The sequence below is a fragment of the Kribbella sp. CA-245084 genome, assembly GCF_050942355.1.
Taxonomy (GTDB): Bacteria; Actinomycetota; Actinomycetes; order Propionibacteriales; family Kribbellaceae; genus Kribbella.
Map to the genome: position 1 here is coordinate 1,626,390 of NZ_CP192053.1, position 20,107 is coordinate 1,646,496.

Annotated in this window: 12 protein-coding genes; 9 read left to right on the forward strand and 3 right to left on the reverse strand. The window is 68.5% G+C overall.

Annotated elements, in window-relative coordinates:
* Nucleotides 1-34 precede the first annotated feature (34 nt).
* Nucleotides 35-3,037, forward strand: coding sequence for a helix-turn-helix transcriptional regulator (locus ACQPYH_RS08015; protein ID WP_432888588.1), 3,003 nt, complete (start codon nucleotides 35-37; stop codon nucleotides 3,035-3,037).
* Here ACQPYH_RS08015 and ACQPYH_RS08020 read toward each other — a convergent pair.
* The gene (locus tag ACQPYH_RS08020) at nucleotides 3,024-3,464 is read right to left on the reverse strand and encodes a YdeI/OmpD-associated family protein (protein ID WP_432888590.1); all 441 of its coding nucleotides are present in this window, start codon (nucleotides 3,462-3,464) and stop codon (nucleotides 3,024-3,026) included. The two genes, ACQPYH_RS08015 and ACQPYH_RS08020, sit on opposite strands and share 14 nt — an antisense overlap.
* A gap of 56 nt (nucleotides 3,465-3,520) precedes the next feature.
* Between ACQPYH_RS08020 and ACQPYH_RS08025 the strand changes: the two genes are divergently transcribed.
* On the forward strand, nucleotides 3,521-4,375 hold the full coding sequence (locus ACQPYH_RS08025) for a phosphotransferase (protein WP_432888592.1): 855 nt from the start codon (nucleotides 3,521-3,523) through the stop codon (nucleotides 4,373-4,375).
* A gap of 834 nt (nucleotides 4,376-5,209) precedes the next feature.
* Here the strand turns inward: ACQPYH_RS08025 and ACQPYH_RS08030 are convergent.
* Complete coding sequence (locus tag ACQPYH_RS08030) at nucleotides 5,210-7,453, reverse strand: hypothetical protein (protein ID WP_432888594.1); 2,244 nt, start codon at nucleotides 7,451-7,453, stop codon at nucleotides 5,210-5,212.
* Between the two features lie 200 nt (nucleotides 7,454-7,653).
* On the opposite strand from ACQPYH_RS08030, the gene ACQPYH_RS08035 reads away from it, so the two are divergent.
* Nucleotides 7,654-8,082, forward strand: coding sequence for a hypothetical protein (locus ACQPYH_RS08035; protein WP_432888596.1), 429 nt, complete (start codon nucleotides 7,654-7,656; stop codon nucleotides 8,080-8,082).
* A 122-nt stretch (nucleotides 8,083-8,204) separates the two neighbouring features.
* On the opposite strand, the gene ACQPYH_RS08040 is transcribed toward ACQPYH_RS08035, so the two are convergent.
* Nucleotides 8,205-10,373 (reverse strand): MMPL family transporter, encoded by a 2,169-nt coding sequence (locus ACQPYH_RS08040; RefSeq protein ID WP_432888598.1) that lies wholly within the window; start codon nucleotides 10,371-10,373, stop codon nucleotides 8,205-8,207.
* A 148-nt stretch (nucleotides 10,374-10,521) separates the two neighbouring features.
* On the opposite strand from ACQPYH_RS08040, the gene ACQPYH_RS08045 reads away from it, so the two are divergent.
* Genes ACQPYH_RS08045 through ACQPYH_RS08070 form a run of 6 tightly spaced genes read left to right on the forward strand, consistent with a single transcriptional unit; the run spans nucleotide 10,522 to nucleotide 20,085 of the window.
* Nucleotides 10,522-11,889, forward strand: coding sequence for an MFS transporter (locus ACQPYH_RS08045; protein WP_432888600.1), 1,368 nt, complete (start codon nucleotides 10,522-10,524; stop codon nucleotides 11,887-11,889).
* Nucleotides 11,886-13,988 carry a molybdopterin oxidoreductase family protein gene (locus ACQPYH_RS08050; protein ID WP_432888602.1) on the forward strand — a complete coding sequence of 701 codons (2,103 nt, stop codon included), beginning with the start codon at nucleotides 11,886-11,888 and terminating at the stop codon, nucleotides 13,986-13,988. The genes ACQPYH_RS08045 and ACQPYH_RS08050 overlap by 4 nt, the downstream gene beginning before the upstream one ends.
* The gene (gene nirB, locus ACQPYH_RS08055) at nucleotides 13,985-17,881 is read left to right on the forward strand and encodes a nitrite reductase large subunit NirB (protein ID WP_432888604.1); all 3,897 of its coding nucleotides are present in this window, start codon (nucleotides 13,985-13,987) and stop codon (nucleotides 17,879-17,881) included. Before ACQPYH_RS08050 ends, nirB begins: the two co-directional genes overlap by 4 nt.
* A complete protein-coding gene (gene nirD / locus ACQPYH_RS08060) occupies nucleotides 17,878-18,195 on the forward strand; it encodes a nitrite reductase small subunit NirD (RefSeq protein WP_432888606.1) in 318 nt (105 codons plus the stop codon). Before nirB ends, nirD begins: the two co-directional genes overlap by 4 nt.
* On the forward strand, nucleotides 18,188-19,312 hold the full coding sequence (locus ACQPYH_RS08065) for a uroporphyrinogen-III synthase (protein WP_432888608.1): 1,125 nt from the start codon (nucleotides 18,188-18,190) through the stop codon (nucleotides 19,310-19,312). The genes nirD and ACQPYH_RS08065 overlap by 8 nt, the downstream gene beginning before the upstream one ends.
* Nucleotides 19,309-20,085, forward strand: a complete 777-nt coding sequence (locus ACQPYH_RS08070; protein WP_432888610.1) for a sirohydrochlorin chelatase — start codon at nucleotides 19,309-19,311, stop codon at nucleotides 20,083-20,085. Before ACQPYH_RS08065 ends, ACQPYH_RS08070 begins: the two co-directional genes overlap by 4 nt.
* Nucleotides 20,086-20,107: the final 22 nt, after the last annotated feature.

The following is a 20,107-nucleotide window of genomic DNA, read 5'->3' on the forward strand; positions in this document are numbered from 1 at the left end:
CGACCCGACACAGCCGGATGGCAGACTGACCGGCATGGGTGGGGTGACTGTTCTTGCCGCGTCGTACGCCGGTGCCGCCAGCGCGCCGGCCTACGCACGCCTGGCCGGGCTGGCTGCGGAACTGCCGGGGGAGCTGCTCGTACGACGGGACGCCGGCTGGCCCGTTCTCGTGTACGACGAAGCCGCCGAGGCAATCGCTGCCGCGGCTGAGCTTCGTGAGGCGGCGTCGCTCGTACCGGCGGGGGAGCTGCTCCGGATCGCCCTGCATACAGCGCCGACCACCGCGCCGGCCGTCCGGCATGTCGAGCAATTGCTGGCGATCGCCAATCCAGGGCAGACGTTGCTCACGGCAACGACGGCTGTCGGTGTGACGGGCGTTGCCGATCTCGGCGTACATCGGCTGCATGATCTTGGTTCGCCGGAGCGGATTCTCGAGCTGACCGAGACGACCGAGCCGTTGCGCTCGCTCGACCAGGTGCCGAACAACCTGCCGGTGATGTTCACCAGCTTCGTCGGCCGACAGACCCAGGTGGCCGCGCTTCGAACGCAACTCTCCGGCAGCAGGCTGGTCACCCTCACCGGCCCCGGCGGCAGCGGCAAGACCCGGTTGGCCGCGCAGACCGCAGCCCAGTTGGCCGAGCGCTGGCCCGACGGGGTCTGGTGGGTCGATCTTTCTGCGATCACCGAGGCCGGGCAGATCCCGGAGGCTGTCGCGGGCGCGATCGGTCTGCTCGTGGAGTCTGGTGACCGTCTGCTGCTCGGTCAATTGCGGACCAAGCGGGCGCTGATCTGCCTCGACAACTGCGAGCAGATCATCGACGGGGTTGCGGAGTTCGTCCTCGCGCTGCACACCGGCTGCCCGGAGATCTCCGTACTCGCGACCAGCCGGGAGCCGCTCGACCTGCCGGGCGAGGCGATCTGGCGAGTGCCCGCACTTGCTCCATCCGAGGCGCGAGCACTGTTCCTCGAACGCGCCGGCTTGGAGTTTCCCGAATCGGACGAGGCCATCCGTTCGATCTGCCTCCGGTTGGACGGCATCCCGCTGGCGCTGGAATTGGCCGCCGCTCGGGTCCGCACCTTGACGCCCTCGCAGATCGCAGCCGGCCTGGACGATCGGTTCGGCCTGCTGACCAAGAACGTTCGCGGGGTTGCGGCGCGGCAGCAGACTCTCGCTGCGTCGATCGGCTGGAGCTACGACCTGCTCTCTCCGGACGAGCGCCAGGTGTTCCGGAAGTTGGCGGTGTTCGCGGGCGGCTTCACGCTGGATGCAGCGGCGTCGGTGTGCGACGTCGTACTCGAAGATTTTGCGCGGCTTGTCGACAAATCGCTCGTGGTGGCGGAGGGCGGGCGGTATCGCCTGCTCGAGACGATCCGTGAGTACGCCGCAGCGCGCCTGGCAGAGGCCGGCGAGACCTTGGAGACCCGCTCCCGTCATCTTGAGCACTATCTGACGGTGGCCGAGGCCGCAGAGCCCTTGCTGGACGTGGATCGCGAGGCTTGGCGGGCGCGGATCGAGCCTGATCGGGAGAACTACCGGGCCGCTCTGGAACACGGTCTGTCGGCGGACCCCGATCGTGGCCGTCGGCTGGCCGCCACTCTGCGGTGGTTGTGGAACCTGCAGGCGACGGGCAACGAGGGCATCGGCTACCTGCGCCGCGCGATCGAGCTCGCGCCGGACGACCGGTCGTTGCTTCAGGCCCGTTTGCTCTACGGCTATGCGACGGTTGCCGACACTGTCGATCCGTTCGGGTACGACGCGGCGGGTCGTGGGCTCGCGCTCGCTACCGAGCTGGGTGATGACCGGTTGCGGTCGCTCTTCCTGGCGCTGGTGGCGGTCGGCGAGTTCTTCACGGACTTCCAGAAGGCGTGGGATCTGACGGCTGAGGGGGTGCTGCTGGCAGGGGATGACGAGCCGGCGCGGAATGCGAACATCGCTTTGCAATGCGTCCTGCTTTCCTTGTGGGACAGGCACGACGAGCTACGGCCGCTGCTCGACCTGGCGGCCGATGGCCTGATCACCAGCGGCGAACGCGGGATTGCGTCGACCGTGCTGACCGTGTGGTCCGAGAGCTTGATGTCGACGGGCGAACCGCTGAAGGCGGTCGAGGTCGGCGAGCGCGCGCTGGCTGCGGCCGAACCGCTGGCTGACTTCCACCGGGTCGGGACCGCGCGCGGGCAGCTGGCGACGCTGCTGGTGCGGACCGGTCGGCTCGACGAGGCGCGCTCGCTGATGCAGCCGCTGCTCGAGTTGGCCGAGACCGCGGGCGCCGTCGTACCGAATCTCGGGCAGGTGATGGGGCTGATCTCTTACTGGAGCGGCGAGTACGACGCTGCCGTGGAGTGGATGGCCCGTGATACGGCTGCGGATGGTCCGTTGGCGGAGACATTCGTACCCGCCATGCTGCTGCCGTCGGTTGCGGCGGCTCGGCGTGCCGGCGGGCATGATGCGTCGGAACTGCTCGAGCGCGCCGTCGTACTGGCTCGTCGCTACAACATGCCACGGATCCTTGCGGATGCGCTCGATCAGCTCGGTCGGGTCGCGATCAGTGCACAGCCGGAGAAAGCCGCTGATCTGCTGCATCAGGCGTTGACGATCCGGGTGGATCACGGGTTGCGTACGTACGTCATCGACAGCCTGGAATCCCTTGCTCTGTTGGCAAACCACACCAACCGCCCCGCTGACGCCGCGCGCCTCGCCACCGCCGCAGCCGCTGGCCGCTTGGCCCTTGGGCTGGCCACTCCGCCGGACCATCCTGAACTGCCAACCTCCTCCGACGACCCGCCGCTGTCATTGGACGAGGCTGTCGCCTACGTACGCCGTACTCGCGGCGCTCGCGGCCGACCGTCCTCCGGCTGGGCCAGCCTCACTCCGACCGAGCAGCAGGTCGTCGACCTAGCCGTCGAGGGACTCAGCAACCCCGAGATCGGCGAGCGGTTGTTCATGAGCCGTGGGACGGTCAAGACCCACCTGGCCCACGTCTACGCCAAACTCGGCGTCTCCAACCGGACCGAACTCGCCTCGCTCAAGAAGCCCTGAGCATCTCCAACGCCTTGTCGATCCGCCGCTGTCGCGTCTCGGGCTTCTTCGCGTCGTTGATCGCGTTGACGTGCTCGCGCCGGTGGCTGTAGGCAAGCTTGTCGAACGCCTCCCGTAAGCCTTCCTCCTGCAGCGCGGTCGCGAGGTCCTCGGGCACGTCGACCGTCCGCTCAGCCGTGTCCCGCTCGACTGTCACGGTCACGGCGTCACCTTCACCTTTGCCGAGCTCGCTCCGGATACCTTTGAGAATCCCGAGCGCCATGCACCCGCCCATGGACGCGATCGATCCCCGGTAGTCGATGCCGTCGAACGTCGCCCGTACCGGGATCCGCCCGCCCCCGCCGAGCGCGGCGATCACGTCACCCGGCACCTCGACCCAGGCGCCGCCGCCGTCGTTGACCACGATCCGCCCCTCGAACGTCTCCATGCCGCCCACGCTAATACGAAGGACAGCGGAAGATCACGCGTGTAGCTTGGCCAGTCATGGAGAAGCCCGAGCTGACGCGTGCGATCGCAGCTGCGACCTCAGTCGCCTCGTCGCTCGACCTGGAAGCGACCGACACAGTCGTTCTCCACAACTCGAACAAGCTGGCGCTGCGGCTGACGCCGTGCGACGTCTTCGCCCGGGTCGCCCCTGAGGGGCAGGAGGTCGCACAGTTCGAGATCGAGCTCGCCCAACGGCTCGCCGAGGTCGGATCTCCCGTGGCCGCCCTGGAGCCTCGGGTGGATCCGCTGGTGTACAAGCGTGATGGGTTCGCGATCACCCTGTGGGCCTACTACGAGCCTGTGACACCTGGCGTCTCACCAGCCGACTTCGCGGCGGCGCTGGAGCAGTTGCACGTCGGCATGCGCAAGGTCGACGTACCGATCCCACGCTTCACGGACCGAATCGCTGAGGCGTCAGAGCTCGTCACCAATCCGGATCTCTCACCGGCGCTCGGCGACGCGGACCGCGCATTCCTCAGCAGCAGACTGGAAAGCCTTCGACAAGCGATCGAAGACCACGGCGCTCCAGAGCAGTTGCTTCACGGCGAGCCACATCCAGGCAACGTACTCTGCACGAAGAACGGCCCGCTGTTCATCGATTTCGAGACCTGCTGCCGCGGACCCGTCGAGTTCGACCTCGCCCACGTCCCTGTGGAGGTCAGCCGCCACTACCCCGGCATCGACCAAGCCTTACTGGACGACTGCCGCCAACTCGTCCTCGCCATGGTCGCAGCCTGGCGCTGGGACATCGAAGACCAGTTCCCCAACGGCACCCAATTCGGCCAAGAATTCCTCCGCCTACTCCACAACGGCCCCCCGTGGCCCACCCTCGACGCAATCACCCTCCAATAGCCGCCCCGCACAAACCGCCGACGGCGGCCCCAATGCGCAGGCAATCAAGCGTGAGCCTGCCGCCGACGTGCCCACGTCGCAGCCGGCACCCAAGACCCAGGACCCACACACGGCGACCCAGGGCCTCGGGCCACACGGGAGCCCGGCGTCTCGGGCTACCCGGGAGGCCGGGCGTCTCGGGCCATACGGGAGCCCGGGCGTCTCGGGCCATACGGGAGGTCAAGGGTCTCGATGGCCGACACCGCGCCCGGCGCTGACACCGCGCCCGGCGCTGACACCGCGCACTGACACCGCCCACGGCGCTGACGGCGCTGACGGCGCTGACGGCGCTGACGGCGCTGACGGCGCTGACGGCGCTGACGGCGCTGACGGCGCTGCCCCGCGGCCAGTTGCTGCCACCGGTGCGACTGGCGCGACCGGCGACCGGCGACCGGCGAGTGGCGAGTGGCGCTGCGCCGCGTTGGCGTCGAGCGTAGGTAGGCGTACCACGAGCAGCGCGAACGGTGCTCGAACCGTGATCGGCGGCAACATCCAACAACCACCGCAGCACACGGCGAACGCCTCTGCGCATCCCCTTCCAACGGTTACGCGCCAAGCGCTCGACCTAACACCCCCTGCGTTCGGATCGCGGTAGCACGAAATCCGCCGTGCGGCCGAGCGTCCAGCTGCATCCGGCGTCTCGTGACCCCGCCAGTGACGCTGTGAGATGGCGCGCACCGGGCCCGTTCGTCGGCATCGCGACTGTCCATGGGGCGGCACCGGAGCGCCACGACGCCGGCCCGTCGGCGGAGCTGGGCGAGTCGCGTCGTTCAGTCCGGCGACTGAGCGGCCACGTCAGCTGTCTGTTGGGGAAGTATTGAGGCGGTGTGTCCCGGTGGGGTCGACCTGGAAGGTGAAGCCGTGGGGTGTGGTCCATTCCAGGGTCTTTACATCGACGCGGCGGACGTCCCAGCCGCGGGCGTGGGTCTTTACCCGGTGCGCGAACCGGCTGAGCGGTGCGAGGTTGCGGGTGCTGGTCTGACCGCCCGGGCCGTACGGGTCGTAGGGCTCGATGTGATCCAGGTCGATGCTGCGATGGGTCTCGCGGGTCCCGTACGGGAACAGCTCGACCGGGTAGGTCAGCCGCACGCGTTCGCGGATCCGGCTCGGGATCTCGTACGCGTCGGCGCTCACGGCGTCGTTGAGGTCGATCACGGGTTTGACGGTGTACGGCGCGTGGCCGATGAGTTCGGTGAGGTGGTCGGCCAGCAGCGGACCAATCCCCTCGGCGCGCAGCACCCCGTTGCCGGTGGCCAGCGTGAGGTCGGTGAGGTGCACGAACACCTCGACCTGCCCGGGACGCACCTGTCCGCTGGAACTCGCGGGGTTGGCGTAGGCGTCTAGCTTGATCTCCGCAAGGCGTGCGTCGAGCGCCCGTTGCGCGGCGGTGTCCATTGGCATGCCGTCGTCGGGCTGGCTGCGCGGGCCCGGGACGTACTCGATCGGCCGAGTGTCGAACGGGTCACTCGGTGGATCGGGATCGTACGGCCCGGCCTCGTCGGCCAACGGAGGATCCCGCAGTTCGATGTGATCGGCCAGTTGGGCGTCGCCAGCATCCAGGCGGTCGTACGGCGGGCCTGCCGTGCGCGTCGTGGTGCCACCGCGTGCCGGGTCTGCCGACATAGACGGTGTGTCGTTCGAGCGGTTCGGCGGGCCGTCGTACGGCGGGCCTGCCGTGCGCGTCGTGGTGCCACCGCGTGCCGGGTCTGCCGACATAGACGGTGTGTCGCTCGAGCGGTTCGGCGGGCCATCGTACGGCGGGCTCACCGGGAACGCCGTAGTGCCAGCGTGAGCCGGGTCCGCCGACGTAGACGGCGCGTCGCTCGACCGGTCGAGCGCGCCGCGGCCTGCAGCCGCCGATCGCGCGCCGACGCCTACCTGTGAGTCCGCTGCCGCCGATCGCGCGCCGGCACCTGACGTCGCGCCCGCTCTTGCGGATCCCGTGCCGACGCCTACCTGCGAGTCCGCTGCCGCCGATCGCGCGCCGACACCTGACATTGCGCCCGCTCTTGCGGATTCCGTGCTGGCACCTGACGTCGAGCCCGCTGCTGCGGATCGCGTACCGGCGGCTGTTTGCGGGTCTGCTGCTGCGGGGTGCGGGCCAGGGGCGGCTTCGGAGCTCGCCTTCGCCGAACGCCTCCCAGGGCTCGAAGCTGGGCTCGAGGTATCTGTGGGTGAGGCGGCGGGGTTGGCGGACGGCGTTGGGGCGATGCTGGTCGGGGTGGTGGTTGGGGCAGGGGCCGGGGTGGTGGTTGGCGCTGGCTGGGTGCGGGCTTGGGTGAGGAGTTCTTGGGTGAAGCGGGGGTCGGCGATGATGCCGATCGCGTCGGCGCGGCGGTGTTGGAGGTGGCGGGTGTCGCCGATGGTTTTGAGGGCTTCGGCGATGGCGGTGATGGTGGCGTCGTGGCGGATGACCGCACCGGCGGGGGCCTTGGCGTAGATGGTTTTGTTGCCGTGGTCGTCGCTGCGACCGACGAAGACGCCACGCTCGCTTGCTGCTTCGGCGGCCTCGTCGCGGGCCAGGTCGGGGTCGGCGTGGGCTTTGGCGGCGCGGATGATCTTGTTCAGGCGGTACGGGGTGATGGAGTCGATCAGCGACGCGACGCGTTTGTCGACGGAGCGGGCGGCTTGTTCGGACAGTTTCAGGCACAGCGTGGCGAGTTGGCGTGCTTTCCAGGGGGTGGCGTCGCCGGCTTGGACGCGGGCCCAGGTGAACGGGAACCGGTGCTGTAAGGCGAGTGCTTCGCCGAGGAACTGGCGTGCGACCATCGGTGAGATGCCGAGCATGAGGCCGAACTCGGCGATGGCGAACTCGGCGATCGGCGGGCAGCCGTCACCGCCGAGCACCACGGCCCGCTCTCGCCCGTCGGCGGTCCGGCGGCCGGGGCGGATGCCGCAGGTGGAGGGGTGGAAGCGGTCGGCGTAGATCTGGGCGTGCTGCAGCAGCCGCGCATCGGCCTGGTTGGCGATCGCGCGGTGCTCGGCGGCGGACTCGAGCAGGTCGGCCGTGGAGAGCTCACTCAGATCGTTCTCGAACATGTGTTCGATTCTATCGGATCAGCTTCCGCCTGCCAAATCGGTTCGACCGTCGAATCCCCTTATTTACAAGCCGAACGAGCGCGTCGCGGCGATCGCGGTCAGGTTCTAGGGCCGGCGTCGGCAGCCTCTGTGAGGACCGGTCGCTGACGCGGCGTAGCGCCCTTTGTAGATCCGCGATGTACCGGGCGGGGGGATTGACCATGCGATACATCACGGGGGGCGCGGCTGTGCTCGCCCTGATCGTTACCGGCTGCGGCACTAAGCAGGCTGCGGTCAGCGAAGCGCCTTCGGCGACGGCTACGTCGCCGCCGTCTGCGCAGCGGTTTCAAACTGTGGTTGCGTTGAAGGATGCTGCTGTGGCGGCGGGGTTGCCGTGCTCGACTTGGGTGCAGGACAACATGGTGCAGAGTGCCGCTGAGTCCGGGAACTGCGCCGAGGATACGGTGTTGTCGACGTACGCGACAGACGACGATCTGCAGACCGCGATCGATACCCTGCGTGCACTTGATGAACTGATGACAGAGCAGAAGCTCAAGCCGGACCCGCGTCTGATCGGGCCGAACTGGATCATCAACGGCCCCATGGCAGACAGGTTCGCCGTCCAACTGGGCGGCACGGTCGACCGCTGAGTGAGCTGCGACGAGAGCGCGAGCTGGCACTACTGCTGAAGTCTTCTGTCGCGGTCGGTCGGGAGCCACGGTCAAACTTCCGGCTGATCGCCGAAGCCGGCCACGACTCCAAATCTCTTCTTTTACTCTTGTTTTTGAAGGTCTTCCAAATCTTCTGAATGGCCCTCTTGGGTTTCCTTGGCGAGTTTGCTGGGCCACCAGATTCGGGGGCCTATGTCGTGGGCCAGGGAGGGGACCAGGAGGGAGCGGACGACTGTGGTGTCGAGGAGTACGCCGAAGGCGACCATGAAGGCTATTTGGGCGAGGAAGAGGATGGGGAGGACGGCCAGGGCGGAGAAGGTGGCGGCTAGGACTACGCCGGCTGAGGTGATGACGCCGCCGGTGACGGCGAGGCCTACGAGGATGCCGGGTCTGGTGCCGTGTTCCTGGGATTCCTCGCGGACGCGGGTCATCAGGAAGATCGAGTAGTCGATGCCTAGGGCAACTAGGAAGACGAAGGCGTAGAGCGGGATGCCGGGATCCGCGCCGGGGAACTTGAAGACGTGGTTGAACATCAACGCGCTGACCCCGAGCGTCGCGCCGAACGAGAGCACGTTGGCGATCACCAGCAGTACGGCGGCGACCAGCGACCGCAGCAGCAGCATCAGTACGACGAAGATCACCGCGAGGATCGTCGGGATGATGACGCGGAGATCGCGCTGCGCGGCCTCGAGCACATCGAGGTTGATCGCAGTGTTTCCGCCGACCAGGATGTCCGGACTGACCGCGTCCAACGAGGACCGCAGATGCTTCACGACCTTGGTCGCGTCGGGTGAGTCGGCGGGCACCTTGAGTGTGGCCTGGACCAGCACCTTGCCGTCGACAACCTTCGGCGGTACGCCGGGGGCGACCGAGGCGGAGGCCGCGGCGATACCCTCGACCTTCAACGCTGTCGCAATCACCTGGTCCGCCTGCGCGACCGGGGTCAGGATCTGCACCGGCGTACCCGAGCCCGCGTCGAAGTGCTTGGCCAACTCCTGCTGCCCGGTGACCGACTCGACCGTGTTCAGGAACAGGTCCTCCTGTGAGGTCCCGCTCGCCTTGAACGTCGGGAGGAACGCCGCGCACGCCAGCAACGCCAGCGCGCTGATCACCCAGACCCGGCGGGAGTGCCGCCCGACGAGCCCGGAGATGCGGCCCCAGAGACGCTTGCCGCCGACCTGGTCGCGGGAGTGGACATGGTCGACGTGCGGGATCGACGGCCAGAAGATCCGCCGGCCGAACGCGAGCAGGATCGCCGGGAGGAATGTCATGGCGGCGATGAATGCACCGGCGATCCCGAAGGCGCCGACCGGACCGAGGCCCTTCGTGCTGCCGAGCTGGGAGAGCAGCAGACAGAGCAGACCGAGGATGACCGTCGCCGCGCTGGCCGCGATCGGTTCGATCGAGGCACGCCAGGCGACCCGCATCGCCTGATACTTGCTCTCGTAGTCGTGCAACTCCTCTTTGTAACGAGAGACGAGTAGCAGCGAGTAGTCGGTCGATGCCCCGACGACCAGGATGAACAGGATGCCCTGGCTCTGGCCGTTCAACTGCAGTACGCCGTTCTTCGCGAGCGGGTACACGACGAGCGCGGCCAGGGCGAGGCCGAAGACCGCGGTGAGCAGGACCGCGATCGGCAGGATCGGACTGCGATAGACGATCAGCAGGATCACGAACACGACCGCCAGCGCGACCCCGAGCAGGATCCCGTCAATTCCGCTGAACGCGACGACGAAGTCCGCGAACACCCCGCCCGGACCGGTCACATAAACCTGCAGACCGGTCGGTGTGAGGTTCTGCTTGATGTCGGTGCGCAGCGTGTCGGCGACCGCGAACAGCACGGTGGTGCCCTGCTCGACCACCTCGTCGGCGCGGTCGCCGTTCGTCTGGACGGTGATCAGCAGCGCCTTGTGATCCGCCGACGGGACTGCCGGTCCGACCGGCGCAGTCAGGTACTCACCAAGCTTCTTCCCGTTACCGAGATCCAGCGAAGGGATCCGGCCGATGAACGCCTTGGCCGCCTCCAGGTCCGCCGGCGTGATCCCCGATTCACGCTCGATCAGGACGAAGTACGGCAGCGCCTTGGAGTCGATGAACTTCGCGGACTCGTTGGCCACCAACGTCGACTCGGCCTGCTTCGGGAGGAAGTTTGCGTTGTCGTTCTGCTGGACCTCACTCAGTTTCCCGACCGCCGGGCCGCCCAGGGCGCCCAGCACCAGCCAGCCGATCAGTACTGCGGCGATTGCCGCCCGCCACGTCCATCGGTTCACGCTCGGCACAGTACCCGCGATCTCTCACCACCCGGCAGTGGGTGTGCGGGAGCCGTTTCGGCGGCGTAACAACAAGATGACTACGCGGAAACACCCCGGTCATAACGTCCAGGCCTAATCGATGAGGTCGGATGATCGGAGACTTGCGATGACGCTCGAGGCACGACCAGAGGCCGTCGCCACCCGCGACGGAAGCGGCGCGGTGGGCACGGTCGAGGCGCCGCGGCGCGGACGCTGGATCGACGTCTGGGATCCCGAGGACGCCACGTTCTGGGCCGGGAAGGGCCGTACGATCGCGCGGCGGAACCTGTGGCCCTCGATCTTCGCCGAGTTCCTCGGCTTCTCCGTCTGGCAGCTGTGGAGCATCGTCGTGGTGTCGATGCCCAAGGCCGGATTCGGCTACGACACCAACCAGCTGTTCTGGCTGGTCGCGCTGCCGAGTCTGGTCGGTGCGACGCTGCGGCTGCCGTACACGTTCGCCGTACCGCGGTTCGGCGGGCGGAACTGGACGATCTTCTCGGCGCTGATGCTGCTGATCCCGACCGCTGGCATCTCATACTTCATGACCCGGCCGGACACGCCGTTCTGGCTGATGGCGCTGGTCGCGGCGACCGCGGGCGTCGGCGGCGGCAACTTCGCCAGCAGCATGACCAACATCTCGTTCTTCTACCCGGAGAGGGAGAAGGGCTTCGCGCTCGGCATCAACGCGGCCGGCGGCAACCTCGGCGTCGCCGTCGTACAGCTCCTGGTGCCGATCGTGATCGTCGCCGGCGCGGGACTGTCGCTGAACCGGGCCGGGCTGATGTGGCTGCCGCTGATCGTGCTGGCCGCGTTCTGGGCGTGGAAGGTGATGGCCAACCTCTCGGTGGCGAACTCCTCGTTCCGTACGTCGATCGCCGCGGCGAAGCGGCCGCACACTTGGGTGATCTCGTTCCTGTACATCGGTACGTTCGGGTCATTCATCGGCTTCGGGGCGGCGTTCCCGCTGCTGATCAAGACCACGTTCCCGGACATCACGCCGGCGCACTTCGCGTTCCTCGGCGCGCTGGTCGGGTCGGTGGCGCGGCCGTTCGGCGGCAAGCTCTCCGACCGGGTCGGCGGCGCCTGGATCACAGTCTGCTCGTTCGTGGTGATGGGCCTCGGCATCCTTGCGGCGATCGTGTCGCTCAAGTCCGGGAGCTTCGCGGCGTTCCTGATCAGCTTCCTCGTCCTGTTCGTGGCCAGCGGCGCGGCCAACGGGTCGACGTACCGGATGATCCCGGCGGTGTTCCGGCTGACGACGCCGGACGACCCGGGCCGGGCGCGGCGCGAGGCGGCGGCCTGCATCGGGATCGCGTCGGCGGTCGGTGCGTACGGCGGGTTCCTGGTGCCGCGCGGGTTCGCGATGTCGACGAGTCACTTCGGATCGCTGATCCCGGCGCTGTATGTCTTCTGCGGGTTCTACGTGCTGTGCCTGGCGGTGACGTACTTCTGCTACCTCCGCAAGGGCGGACCGCTCAGCCAGGAGCGCGTGTGAACTCTGTCCTTACTCACTGTCCGTACTGCGCTCTGCAGTGCGCCACCACGCTGCACCCGGTCGCACGACCGGGTGCCGTGGAGGTGCGCCCCGCCGGCCAAGGCGGGCTGTGCCGCAAGGGCTGGACGGCTCCCGACGTACTCACGGTGCCGGATCGGCTCACCACGCCGCTGATCCGCAACGCCGCGGGCGAGCTGGTGGAGACGAGTTGGGACACCGCGCTGGACTTCGTTGCCGCACGCATCCAGTCCTTGCAGGAGGCGCACGGCCGGGACGCGGTGGCGGTGTTCGGCGGCGGCGGGCTGACGAACGAGAAGGCGTACGCGCTCGGGAAGTTCGCGCGGGTGGCGTTGAAGACCGCGAACGTGGACTACAACGGCCGGTTCTGTATGTCGTCGGCGGCAGCCGCGACGAACCGGGCGTTCGGGATCGACCGGGGACTGCCGTTCCCGCTGGCAGATCTGGGCGGTGCGGGAGCAATTCTGCTGGTCGGCAGCAATATCGCGGAGACGATGCCGCCGGCGATCAGGCATCTGCAAGGCGCAAGGGATGCGGGTGGACTTCTGGTCGTCGACCCGCGCCGCTCGGCCACCGCTGGGTTGACAGCCGACGACGGTGGCATCCACCTGCAGGCCACACCCGGCACGGACCTCGCGTTGGTGCTCGCTCTGACACACGTGGTTCTGCAGGAGGGCCTTGCGGACACCGCGTACTTGAGCGAGCGGGTCGATGATCCGGACCTGCTGATTCGCTCCACGGCTTCCTGGTGGCCGGAGCGGGCCGAGCGGGTGACCGGTGTGCCTGCTGCGACGATCCGTGAGGCCGCGCGGGTGCTGGCGGCGGCTGCTCCGGTCCATGGTGGCGCGGGTGCGTTCATCCTGACCGGGCGTGGGGCTGAGCAGCACAGCAAGGGCACCGACACAGTGACTGCTTGTATCAACCTGGCGCTGGCGCTTGGGCTGCCCGGGCGGGTGCGGAGCGGGTACGGGTGCATCACGGGGCAGGGGAACGGGCAAGGCGGTCGGGAGCACGGGCAGAAGGCGGATCAGCTGCCTGGTTATCGGAGCATCTCCGATCCGGCGGCTCGTGCGCACCTGATGCGTGTTTGGGATGTCGAGGAGTTGCCGGGCCCAGGGAAGAGTGCGGTTGAGCTCATCAACTCGCTCGGGCAGGCGGACGGTCCCAAGGCGCTGATGGTGCACGGCAGCAATCTGCTGGTGTCGGCGCCGAACCTCACCTCCGTCCGTGAGCGGCTTGCTTCGCTGGAGCTGTTGGTGGTTGCGGACGTGGTGCCGTCCGAGACTGCGCTGCTGGCCGACGTGGTGTTTCCGGTGACGCAGTGGGCCGAAGAGGACGGGACGATGACGTCGCTCGAGGGGCGGGTACTGCGGCGCCGTACCGCCGTACCGCCTCCTGGTGAGGTGCGGAGCGATCTCGCGGTGTTCGCCGGGCTGGCTGAAAGGCTCGGTAGTAAAGGGTTTTCGACCGATCCGGCTGAGGTCTTCGAAGAGCTTCGGCGGGCGAGTGCCGGCGGCCGGGCCGACTATTCGGGAATCACGTGGGAGCGGTTGGACGCCGGTGAGGCGTTGTTCTGGCCGGTGCCGCATGAGGGACATCCCGGTACGCCGCGGTTGTTCGCGGACGGGTTCCCGACGCCGGACGGGCGGGCGCACGCGGTGGCTGTCGATCATCGGCCGGTGGCGGACGATCTCAACGCCGAATCGCCGCTGTACTTGGTGACTGGGCGCCTGTTGCAGCACTACCAGAGTGGTGCGCAGACGCGGCGGGTGCCGGAGTTGGCTGAGGCGGAGCCGGAGGTGTTCGCGGAGATTCATCCGCGGGTGGCCGCCCAGTTGGGGATCGGCGACGGCCGTCCGGTGCGGTTGCGTACTGCTCGTGGGTCGATGGTGCTGCCGGCGCGCGTGACGACCGACGTACGGCCGGACACGGTGTTCGTGCCGTTCCACTTCGGCGGGGTCGAGGCTGTCAACGAGCTGACCAACGATGCGCTCGACCCGGTGTCGGGGATGCCTGAGTTCAAAGCGTGTGCCGTCGAAGTCACCGCTGCCGCTGTACCGGCGACGGGAGTGTCGGCATGAGGGTAGTGATCATCGGCGGCGGGATGGCCGGGCGGCGGTTGGCCGAGCTGTTGCCGTCGTACGACGTGACGGTGCTCGGCGACGAAGCGTCGTACAACCGGAGCAGGCTGACTGAGTACGTCGCCGGCCGCGCCGAGCCGCTGATGGGCGGCGAACCGGTGGCTACCGCCGTGGCGGTGGACCGCGACCGCCGCGTGGTGCGTGATGCCACTGGGCGCGAGTGGGGTTATGACCGGCTGGTGTTCGCGACTGGGGCGGTGCCGACGGTGCCTGCGGAGGTTGTCGCGGTGGCTGGGGTGCAGACTCTGCGGTCGGTTGATGATGCGCGAGCGATTGTCGCGTCGGCCGGGGCGGTACGGCGGGCGGTCGTGCTGGGCGGTGGTGTGCTCGGCGTCGAGACTGCTTGTGCGCTGCGGGGGCGCGGGGTTGCGGTGACGCTGGTGCACGACGGGGAAACCCTTCTGGACAAGACGATCCGGGCATCTGCCGGGCGGCGGGTCACGCGGGCGGTGCGGGAGCTGGGGGTCGAAGTACTCCTCAACACGACGCTCGACGGGACCGACGTTCGGGACGGGCGCTTCCGGGCGTTGAACTTGCGCAGCGGGCGGCAGGTGTTCGGCGAGCTGCTGGTGGTCGCGTGCGGCGTGCGACCGCGCACCGAGTTGGCGACCGGTCTCACTGTCCGCACCGGCATCCTCGTCGACCACACCCTCACGAGCCCCGACGACCCTGACGTTCACGCAATCGGCGACTGCGCCGAGGTAGAAGGTCGCCTAACTGGCACGGTCGCCTCCGCATGGGCACACGCCGAAGCCCTGTCCCGACAGTTCTTGGGAGAGACCGAGGGGCTGCCCGACTACGAGGTCGTGCGGCTGACGGCCGGCGGGCTGGATGTGCTGGTGCTGGGGGACAAGGACGAGGCCGGCGAGGTTGTTCGGCTCGAGGACGGCAGCAGGTATGTACGGGCCGTCCTGCGGGACGGCGTCGTGCGGTCGGCGGTGGTGGTGGGTGCGCCGGAGGTGGCGGCGGAGTTGGTGCTGCTGGCGGATCGGGGGACGCCGGTCGTTGCGGACGGGTTGCTCGCGGAGCCCGCCGTACCGGCCAAGAGGGTGCCGACCGTGTGTCGGTGCAACGGAGTTACGAGGGCCGCGATCGAAGCGGCCTGGCGTGGGGGTGCCGACAGTGTCGACGGCATCGCCGCCACGACGCGGGCGACGACCGGGTGCGGGAGCTGCACCGGCGCCGTCGGCGAACTGCTCGACCGCTTCCGGCGCGGCGAGACCGAACCAGTCCCGAGCAGGAGGGCGACGATGGCAGAGCTGAAGAAGGCCAAACATGTTGTGGTGGTAGGCGGTGGCATGGTCGCCCACCGGCTGGTCGAGGCACTCCGGCAGCGCGACACCGACATCACCTATCGCATCACGGTGTTCGCCGAGGAGCCACGCCTCCCGTACGACCGGGTCGCGCTGACCAGCTACTTCTCCGGCCGCGACCCGCACGACCTCTCCCTCGGCGATCCCGACCTGTGGGACGACCCGGCGGTGAACCTGCGCAAGGGCGTCCAGATCACCTCGATCGACACGACGGCGAAGACCGTGACGACCGCGCGCGGCGAGCAGGTCGGGTACGACGAACTCGTCCTGGCGACCGGTTCCGCGGCGTTCATCCCGCCCGTGAAGAACAACGACGCGCAAGGCTGCTTCGTCTACCGGACCATCGACGATGTCGCCGCGCTGCGGGTGTACGTCGAGCGCCTGAAGTCCGAAGGCAAACAGGTCAACGGTGTCGTCGTCGGCGGTGGTCTGCTCGGTTTGGAGGCGGCCGGTGCGCTGCGGGCGCTGGATGCGGCGACCAAGGTCGTCGAGTTCGCGCCGCGGCTGATGCCGTTGCAGGTCGACGAGGGCGGCGGTTCCGCGCTGGCCCGGTTGATCGAGGGGCTCGACGTCGAAGTACTGACCGCAACGCAGTGCCAACGCGTCAAGCTCACCTCGCAAGGTGCCGCCCGGGCGATGGCTGTTGCCGACGGCCCCGATCTGCCGGCCGACGTGGTGGTGTTCGCGACGGGTGTCCGTCCGCGCGACGAGCTCGGCCGGGAAGCCGGTCTGGAGATCGGCGAGCGCGGCGGTGTCGTTGTCGACGAGGCCTGCCGTACGTCGGTGCCCGGGGTGTGGGCGATCGGTGAAGTCGCTTGTATTGAGGGCCGTGTGTGGGGATTGATTGCCCCCGGCTACACGATGGCCGAGATAGTTGCCGACCGCCTATTAGGTGGTGAGGCAACCTTCCCCGGCGCGGATACATCGACCAAGTTGAAGCTGCTCGGCGTCGATGTCGCGAGCTTCGGTGACGCGTTCGGCGCGACCGAGGGCGCACTCGACATCGTGTACGCCGACCCGGTGGCCGGCGTCTACAAGAAGCTCGTGCTGTCCGACGACGCTCGTACGCTGCTCGGCGGCATCCTGGTCGGCGACGCATCGGCGTACTCCGGACTGCGCCCGATGGTCGGCCGCGAGCTCGGCGCGGACCCGGCCGCGTTCCTGCTGCCGGAGGGTGCCGCGCCGGTGCAGCTCGAGCTGCCGGACGACGCGCCGGTGTGCTCGTGCAACAACGTGTCGGCGGGGACGATCCGGTGCGCCGTGCGCGATGAAGGTTGCTCCGACATCAAGTCCGTGTGCGGGAAGACCAAGGCCGGGACCAGCTGCGGTTCGTGCCTGCCGATCGTCAAGAACCTGCTCAACACAGAGCTCGCCAAGGCCGGTGTCGAGGTCAGCAAGGCGCTGTGCGAGCACTTCGCCCTCTCGCGGGCGGAGTTGTTCGACGTCGTACGGATCACCGAGCTGCGGACGTTCAGCGAGATCGTCGAGCGGCACGGGACCGGGCGCGGCTGCGACATCTGCAAGCCCGTGGTGGCGTCGATCCTGGCCAGCCTGGACCCGGCCGGTCACGTCCTCGAGGGCGAGCGCGCGACGCTGCAGGACACCAACGACCACGTGATGGCCAACATGCAGAAGGACGGCACGTACTCCGTCGTACCGCGCATCCCGGGCGGCGAGATCACGCCGGAGGGTCTGATCGCGATCGGCGAGGTGGCGCGCGACTTCGGGCTGTACACGAAGATCACCGGCGGGCAGCGGGTCGACCTGTTCGGCGCGCGGATCGAACAGCTGCCGGCGATCTGGACGCGGCTGGTCGACGCCGGGTTCGAATCCGGGCATGCCTACGGGAAGGCGCTGCGGACGGTGAAGTCGTGCGTCGGGTCCACCTGGTGCAGGTACGGCGTACAGGACTCCGTCGGGATGGCGATCGCGCTGGAGCTGCGGTACCGCGGGCTGCGGTCGCCGCACAAGCTCAAGCTCGGCGTGTCCGGGTGCGCCCGCGAATGCGCCGAGGCGCGCGGCAAGGACGTCGGCGTGATCGCGACCGAGAAGGGCTGGAACGTGTACGTCGGCGGCAACGGCGGGATGACGCCCCGGCACGCCGAGCTGCTCGCATCCGATCTGACCGACGAAGAGCTGTTCCAGACTGTGGATCGATTCCTCATGTACTACATCCGCACCGGGGACCGTTTGCAGCGGACGGCGGTGTGGATGCGCGAGCTCGAGGGCGGCCTCGACCACGTGCGCGACGTCGTACTGAATGACAGCCTCGGGATCGCCGCCGATCTGGATGCCGCTATGGCTCGTCATGTCGACTCGTACGTCGACGAGTGGCAGGCGACGCTGAACGACCCGCAGAAGCTGGCCCGGTTCGTGTCGTTCGTGAACGCGCCGGACCAGCCCGACGCCGACCTGCGTTACGTGGTCGAGCGCAGCCAGCCGCGCCCGGCCAGCCCGGCCGAGCGCGGGCAGTTGGAGCCGGTCCTGCTGGCCGGCCCTCGATTGGAGGTACGCCGATGATGGTCTGTGAGTACGACGTCCTGCTGCCGGAGCGCGGTGTCGCGGCCCTGCTCGGCGAGGTGCAGATCGCGTTGTTCCGCACCCACGACGGCGAGGTGTTTGCCCTCGGCAACCAGGACCCGTTCAGCGGGGCGAACGTGATGTCGCGCGGCATCGTCGGCAGCCGGGGCGACGTACCGACGGTGGCGTCGCCGATGTTCAAGCAGGTCTTCTCGCTGCGTACGGGCGAGTGCCTGGACGACCCGGAGGTCTCGCTGCCGGTGTATCCGGTCGAGGTCGTCGACGGTCAGGTCGTGGTGGGCTCCGGTGGCTAAGCAGGGGCCGCTCAGCGGCTGCACGATCGCGATCACCGCGCATCGGCGCGCGGAGGATCTGATCGCGTCGTTCGAGCGGCGCGGCGCGAAGGTGCTGCACGCGCCGACGCTGCAGATCGTGCCGGTCGCGGACGACCACGCACTGATCGAGGCGACCCGGCGGGTGATCGCGAATCCGCCGGACGATGTCGTGGTTACGACCGCGGTCGGGTTCCGCGGGTGGGTGGAGGCAGCCGACACCGCAGGACTCGCGGCTGATCTGCTCGGGACTTTGGAGCAGTCGCGGATTCTGGCGCGCGGTCCGAAGGCGCGCGGCGCGATCCGGGCGGCCGGGTTGGTCGAGCACTGGTCGGCGCGGTCGGAGACGACGGCCGAGGTGGTGGAGTGGTTGCGTACGCAGGGCGTGCACGGGCGGAAGATCGTCGTACAGCTGCATGGACTGTCGGATCCGGCGTTGCAGGATGCGTTGCGTACGGCGGGGGCGTCGGTACGCGGGCTGGAGGTGTATCGCTGGGGGCCGGCGCCTGATCCGGTTGTCGTCGAGCGGATGATCTCGCAGATCTGTGCGGGGACCGTGGATGCCGTCGTACATACGTCGGCGCCGGGTGCGCAGGCGATGCTTGACGCGGGGGCGCTGACCGGGCAGTACGACGCGCTGGTGTCGGCGCTGCGGACTGGGCGCGTGCTGAACGCGTGTGTCGGGCCGGTGACCGCGGGGCCGTTTGTGGCGTTGGGGCTTGAGCCGCTGGTGCCGGATCGGTTTCGGCTGGGGGCGTTGATCCGGATCGTGACTGATCGGCTGACTGACGACAACGCTCGGTCGATCGAGACGGAGTTCGGGTTGCTGGTGATTCGCGGTGGGGCGGCGGTGCTGGACGGCGTCGTACTCCCGCTCGGGCCGGGGCCTCGCGCTGTGCTCGCGGCCTTGGTGGCTGCGGGGGGTGATGTGGTGTCCCGGCCGGAGTTGCTTGCTGTGCTTCCTGGTGCTGAGGACGTTCATGCTGTGGAGGTCACCGTCAACCGGCTCCGGACAGCCGTCGGTCGGCCTGAGCTGGTCCGCACAGTGGTCCGCCGGGGTTATCGGCTTGCCGTCGAGCCTGCGGGGGTGCCTTCGTGACTGATCTTGTTGCCGTCGCTCACGGTACGGCGGACCCGCGGGGGATCCGGGTCGTGCATGAGCTTGTGCGTGAGATGGCGCGACAGCGTCCCGAGTTGGCGATCTCGCTCGGGTTCGTGGACCTGAACCTTCCCGCGCTTCCCGAGCTGATGCGCCGAGTGGTTGCTGATAGCAACGAGGCCGTCGTGGTGCCGTTGTTGCTGAGCTCGGGCTATCACGTGTACGTCGATGTCGCGGCCGAGGTGGAGCGTTATTCCGGGCAGGTGCACGCGGCGGCTGCGCTCGGACCCGATCCCGTCCTCGCTGACATCATGGCCGACAGGCTTGGCGATCTGTCCCGCGTCGACCATGTCGTGCTGGCGGCAGCTGGCTCGTCCGACCCACGTGCGCTCCTCGACTGCTCGGAGACCGCCGCCTTGTTGTCCGACCGCATCGGTCGGCCGGTGCGAGTTGGATACGTGTCCGGTGCCGGCGAACGGCTGCCCGCCGTCCTGGCTCGAACCCCGGGGCGGGTGGCGGTCGCGACATACCTGCTGGCTCCGGGCTTCTTCGAGACCCTCGTCCGACGCCACGCTCGGGGCCACCTGGTCAGCCCGCCCCTCGGCGCCGACCCCCGCCTGGCAGCCCTCGCCCTCCATCGCTTTACCTGCAGCTCGACAGGAGGTGTCGACCGCTGCAGCCTGCGGCAAGCGCTTGTCCCCGGCGTGTCGGGGTCGTCCAGTCGGATACCTCCTGTCGAGCTGCAGATCAGCACAGCGTGCTTGCCTGCGTGATGCTGCGGGCGCATGGTGGAGG

Excerpts from the sequence above, each read along its gene's own strand:
- ACQPYH_RS08015 (WP_432888588.1), top strand. The coding sequence starts at position 35 with ATGGGTGGGGTGACTGTTCTTGCCGCGTCGTACGCCGGTGCCGCCAGC.
- ACQPYH_RS08020 (WP_432888590.1), bottom strand. The coding sequence starts at position 3,464 with ATGGAGACGTTCGAGGGGCGGATCGTGGTCAACGACGGCGGCGGCGCC.
- ACQPYH_RS08025 (WP_432888592.1), top strand. The coding sequence starts at position 3,521 with ATGGAGAAGCCCGAGCTGACGCGTGCGATCGCAGCTGCGACCTCAGTC.
- ACQPYH_RS08030 (WP_432888594.1), bottom strand. The coding sequence starts at position 7,453 with ATGTTCGAGAACGATCTGAGTGAGCTCTCCACGGCCGACCTGCTCGAG.
- ACQPYH_RS08035 (WP_432888596.1), top strand. The coding sequence starts at position 7,654 with ATGCGATACATCACGGGGGGCGCGGCTGTGCTCGCCCTGATCGTTACC.
- ACQPYH_RS08045 (WP_432888600.1), top strand. The coding sequence starts at position 10,522 with ATGACGCTCGAGGCACGACCAGAGGCCGTCGCCACCCGCGACGGAAGC.
- nirB (WP_432888604.1), top strand. The coding sequence starts at position 13,985 with ATGAGGGTAGTGATCATCGGCGGCGGGATGGCCGGGCGGCGGTTGGCC.
- nirD (WP_432888606.1), top strand. The coding sequence starts at position 17,878 with ATGATGGTCTGTGAGTACGACGTCCTGCTGCCGGAGCGCGGTGTCGCG.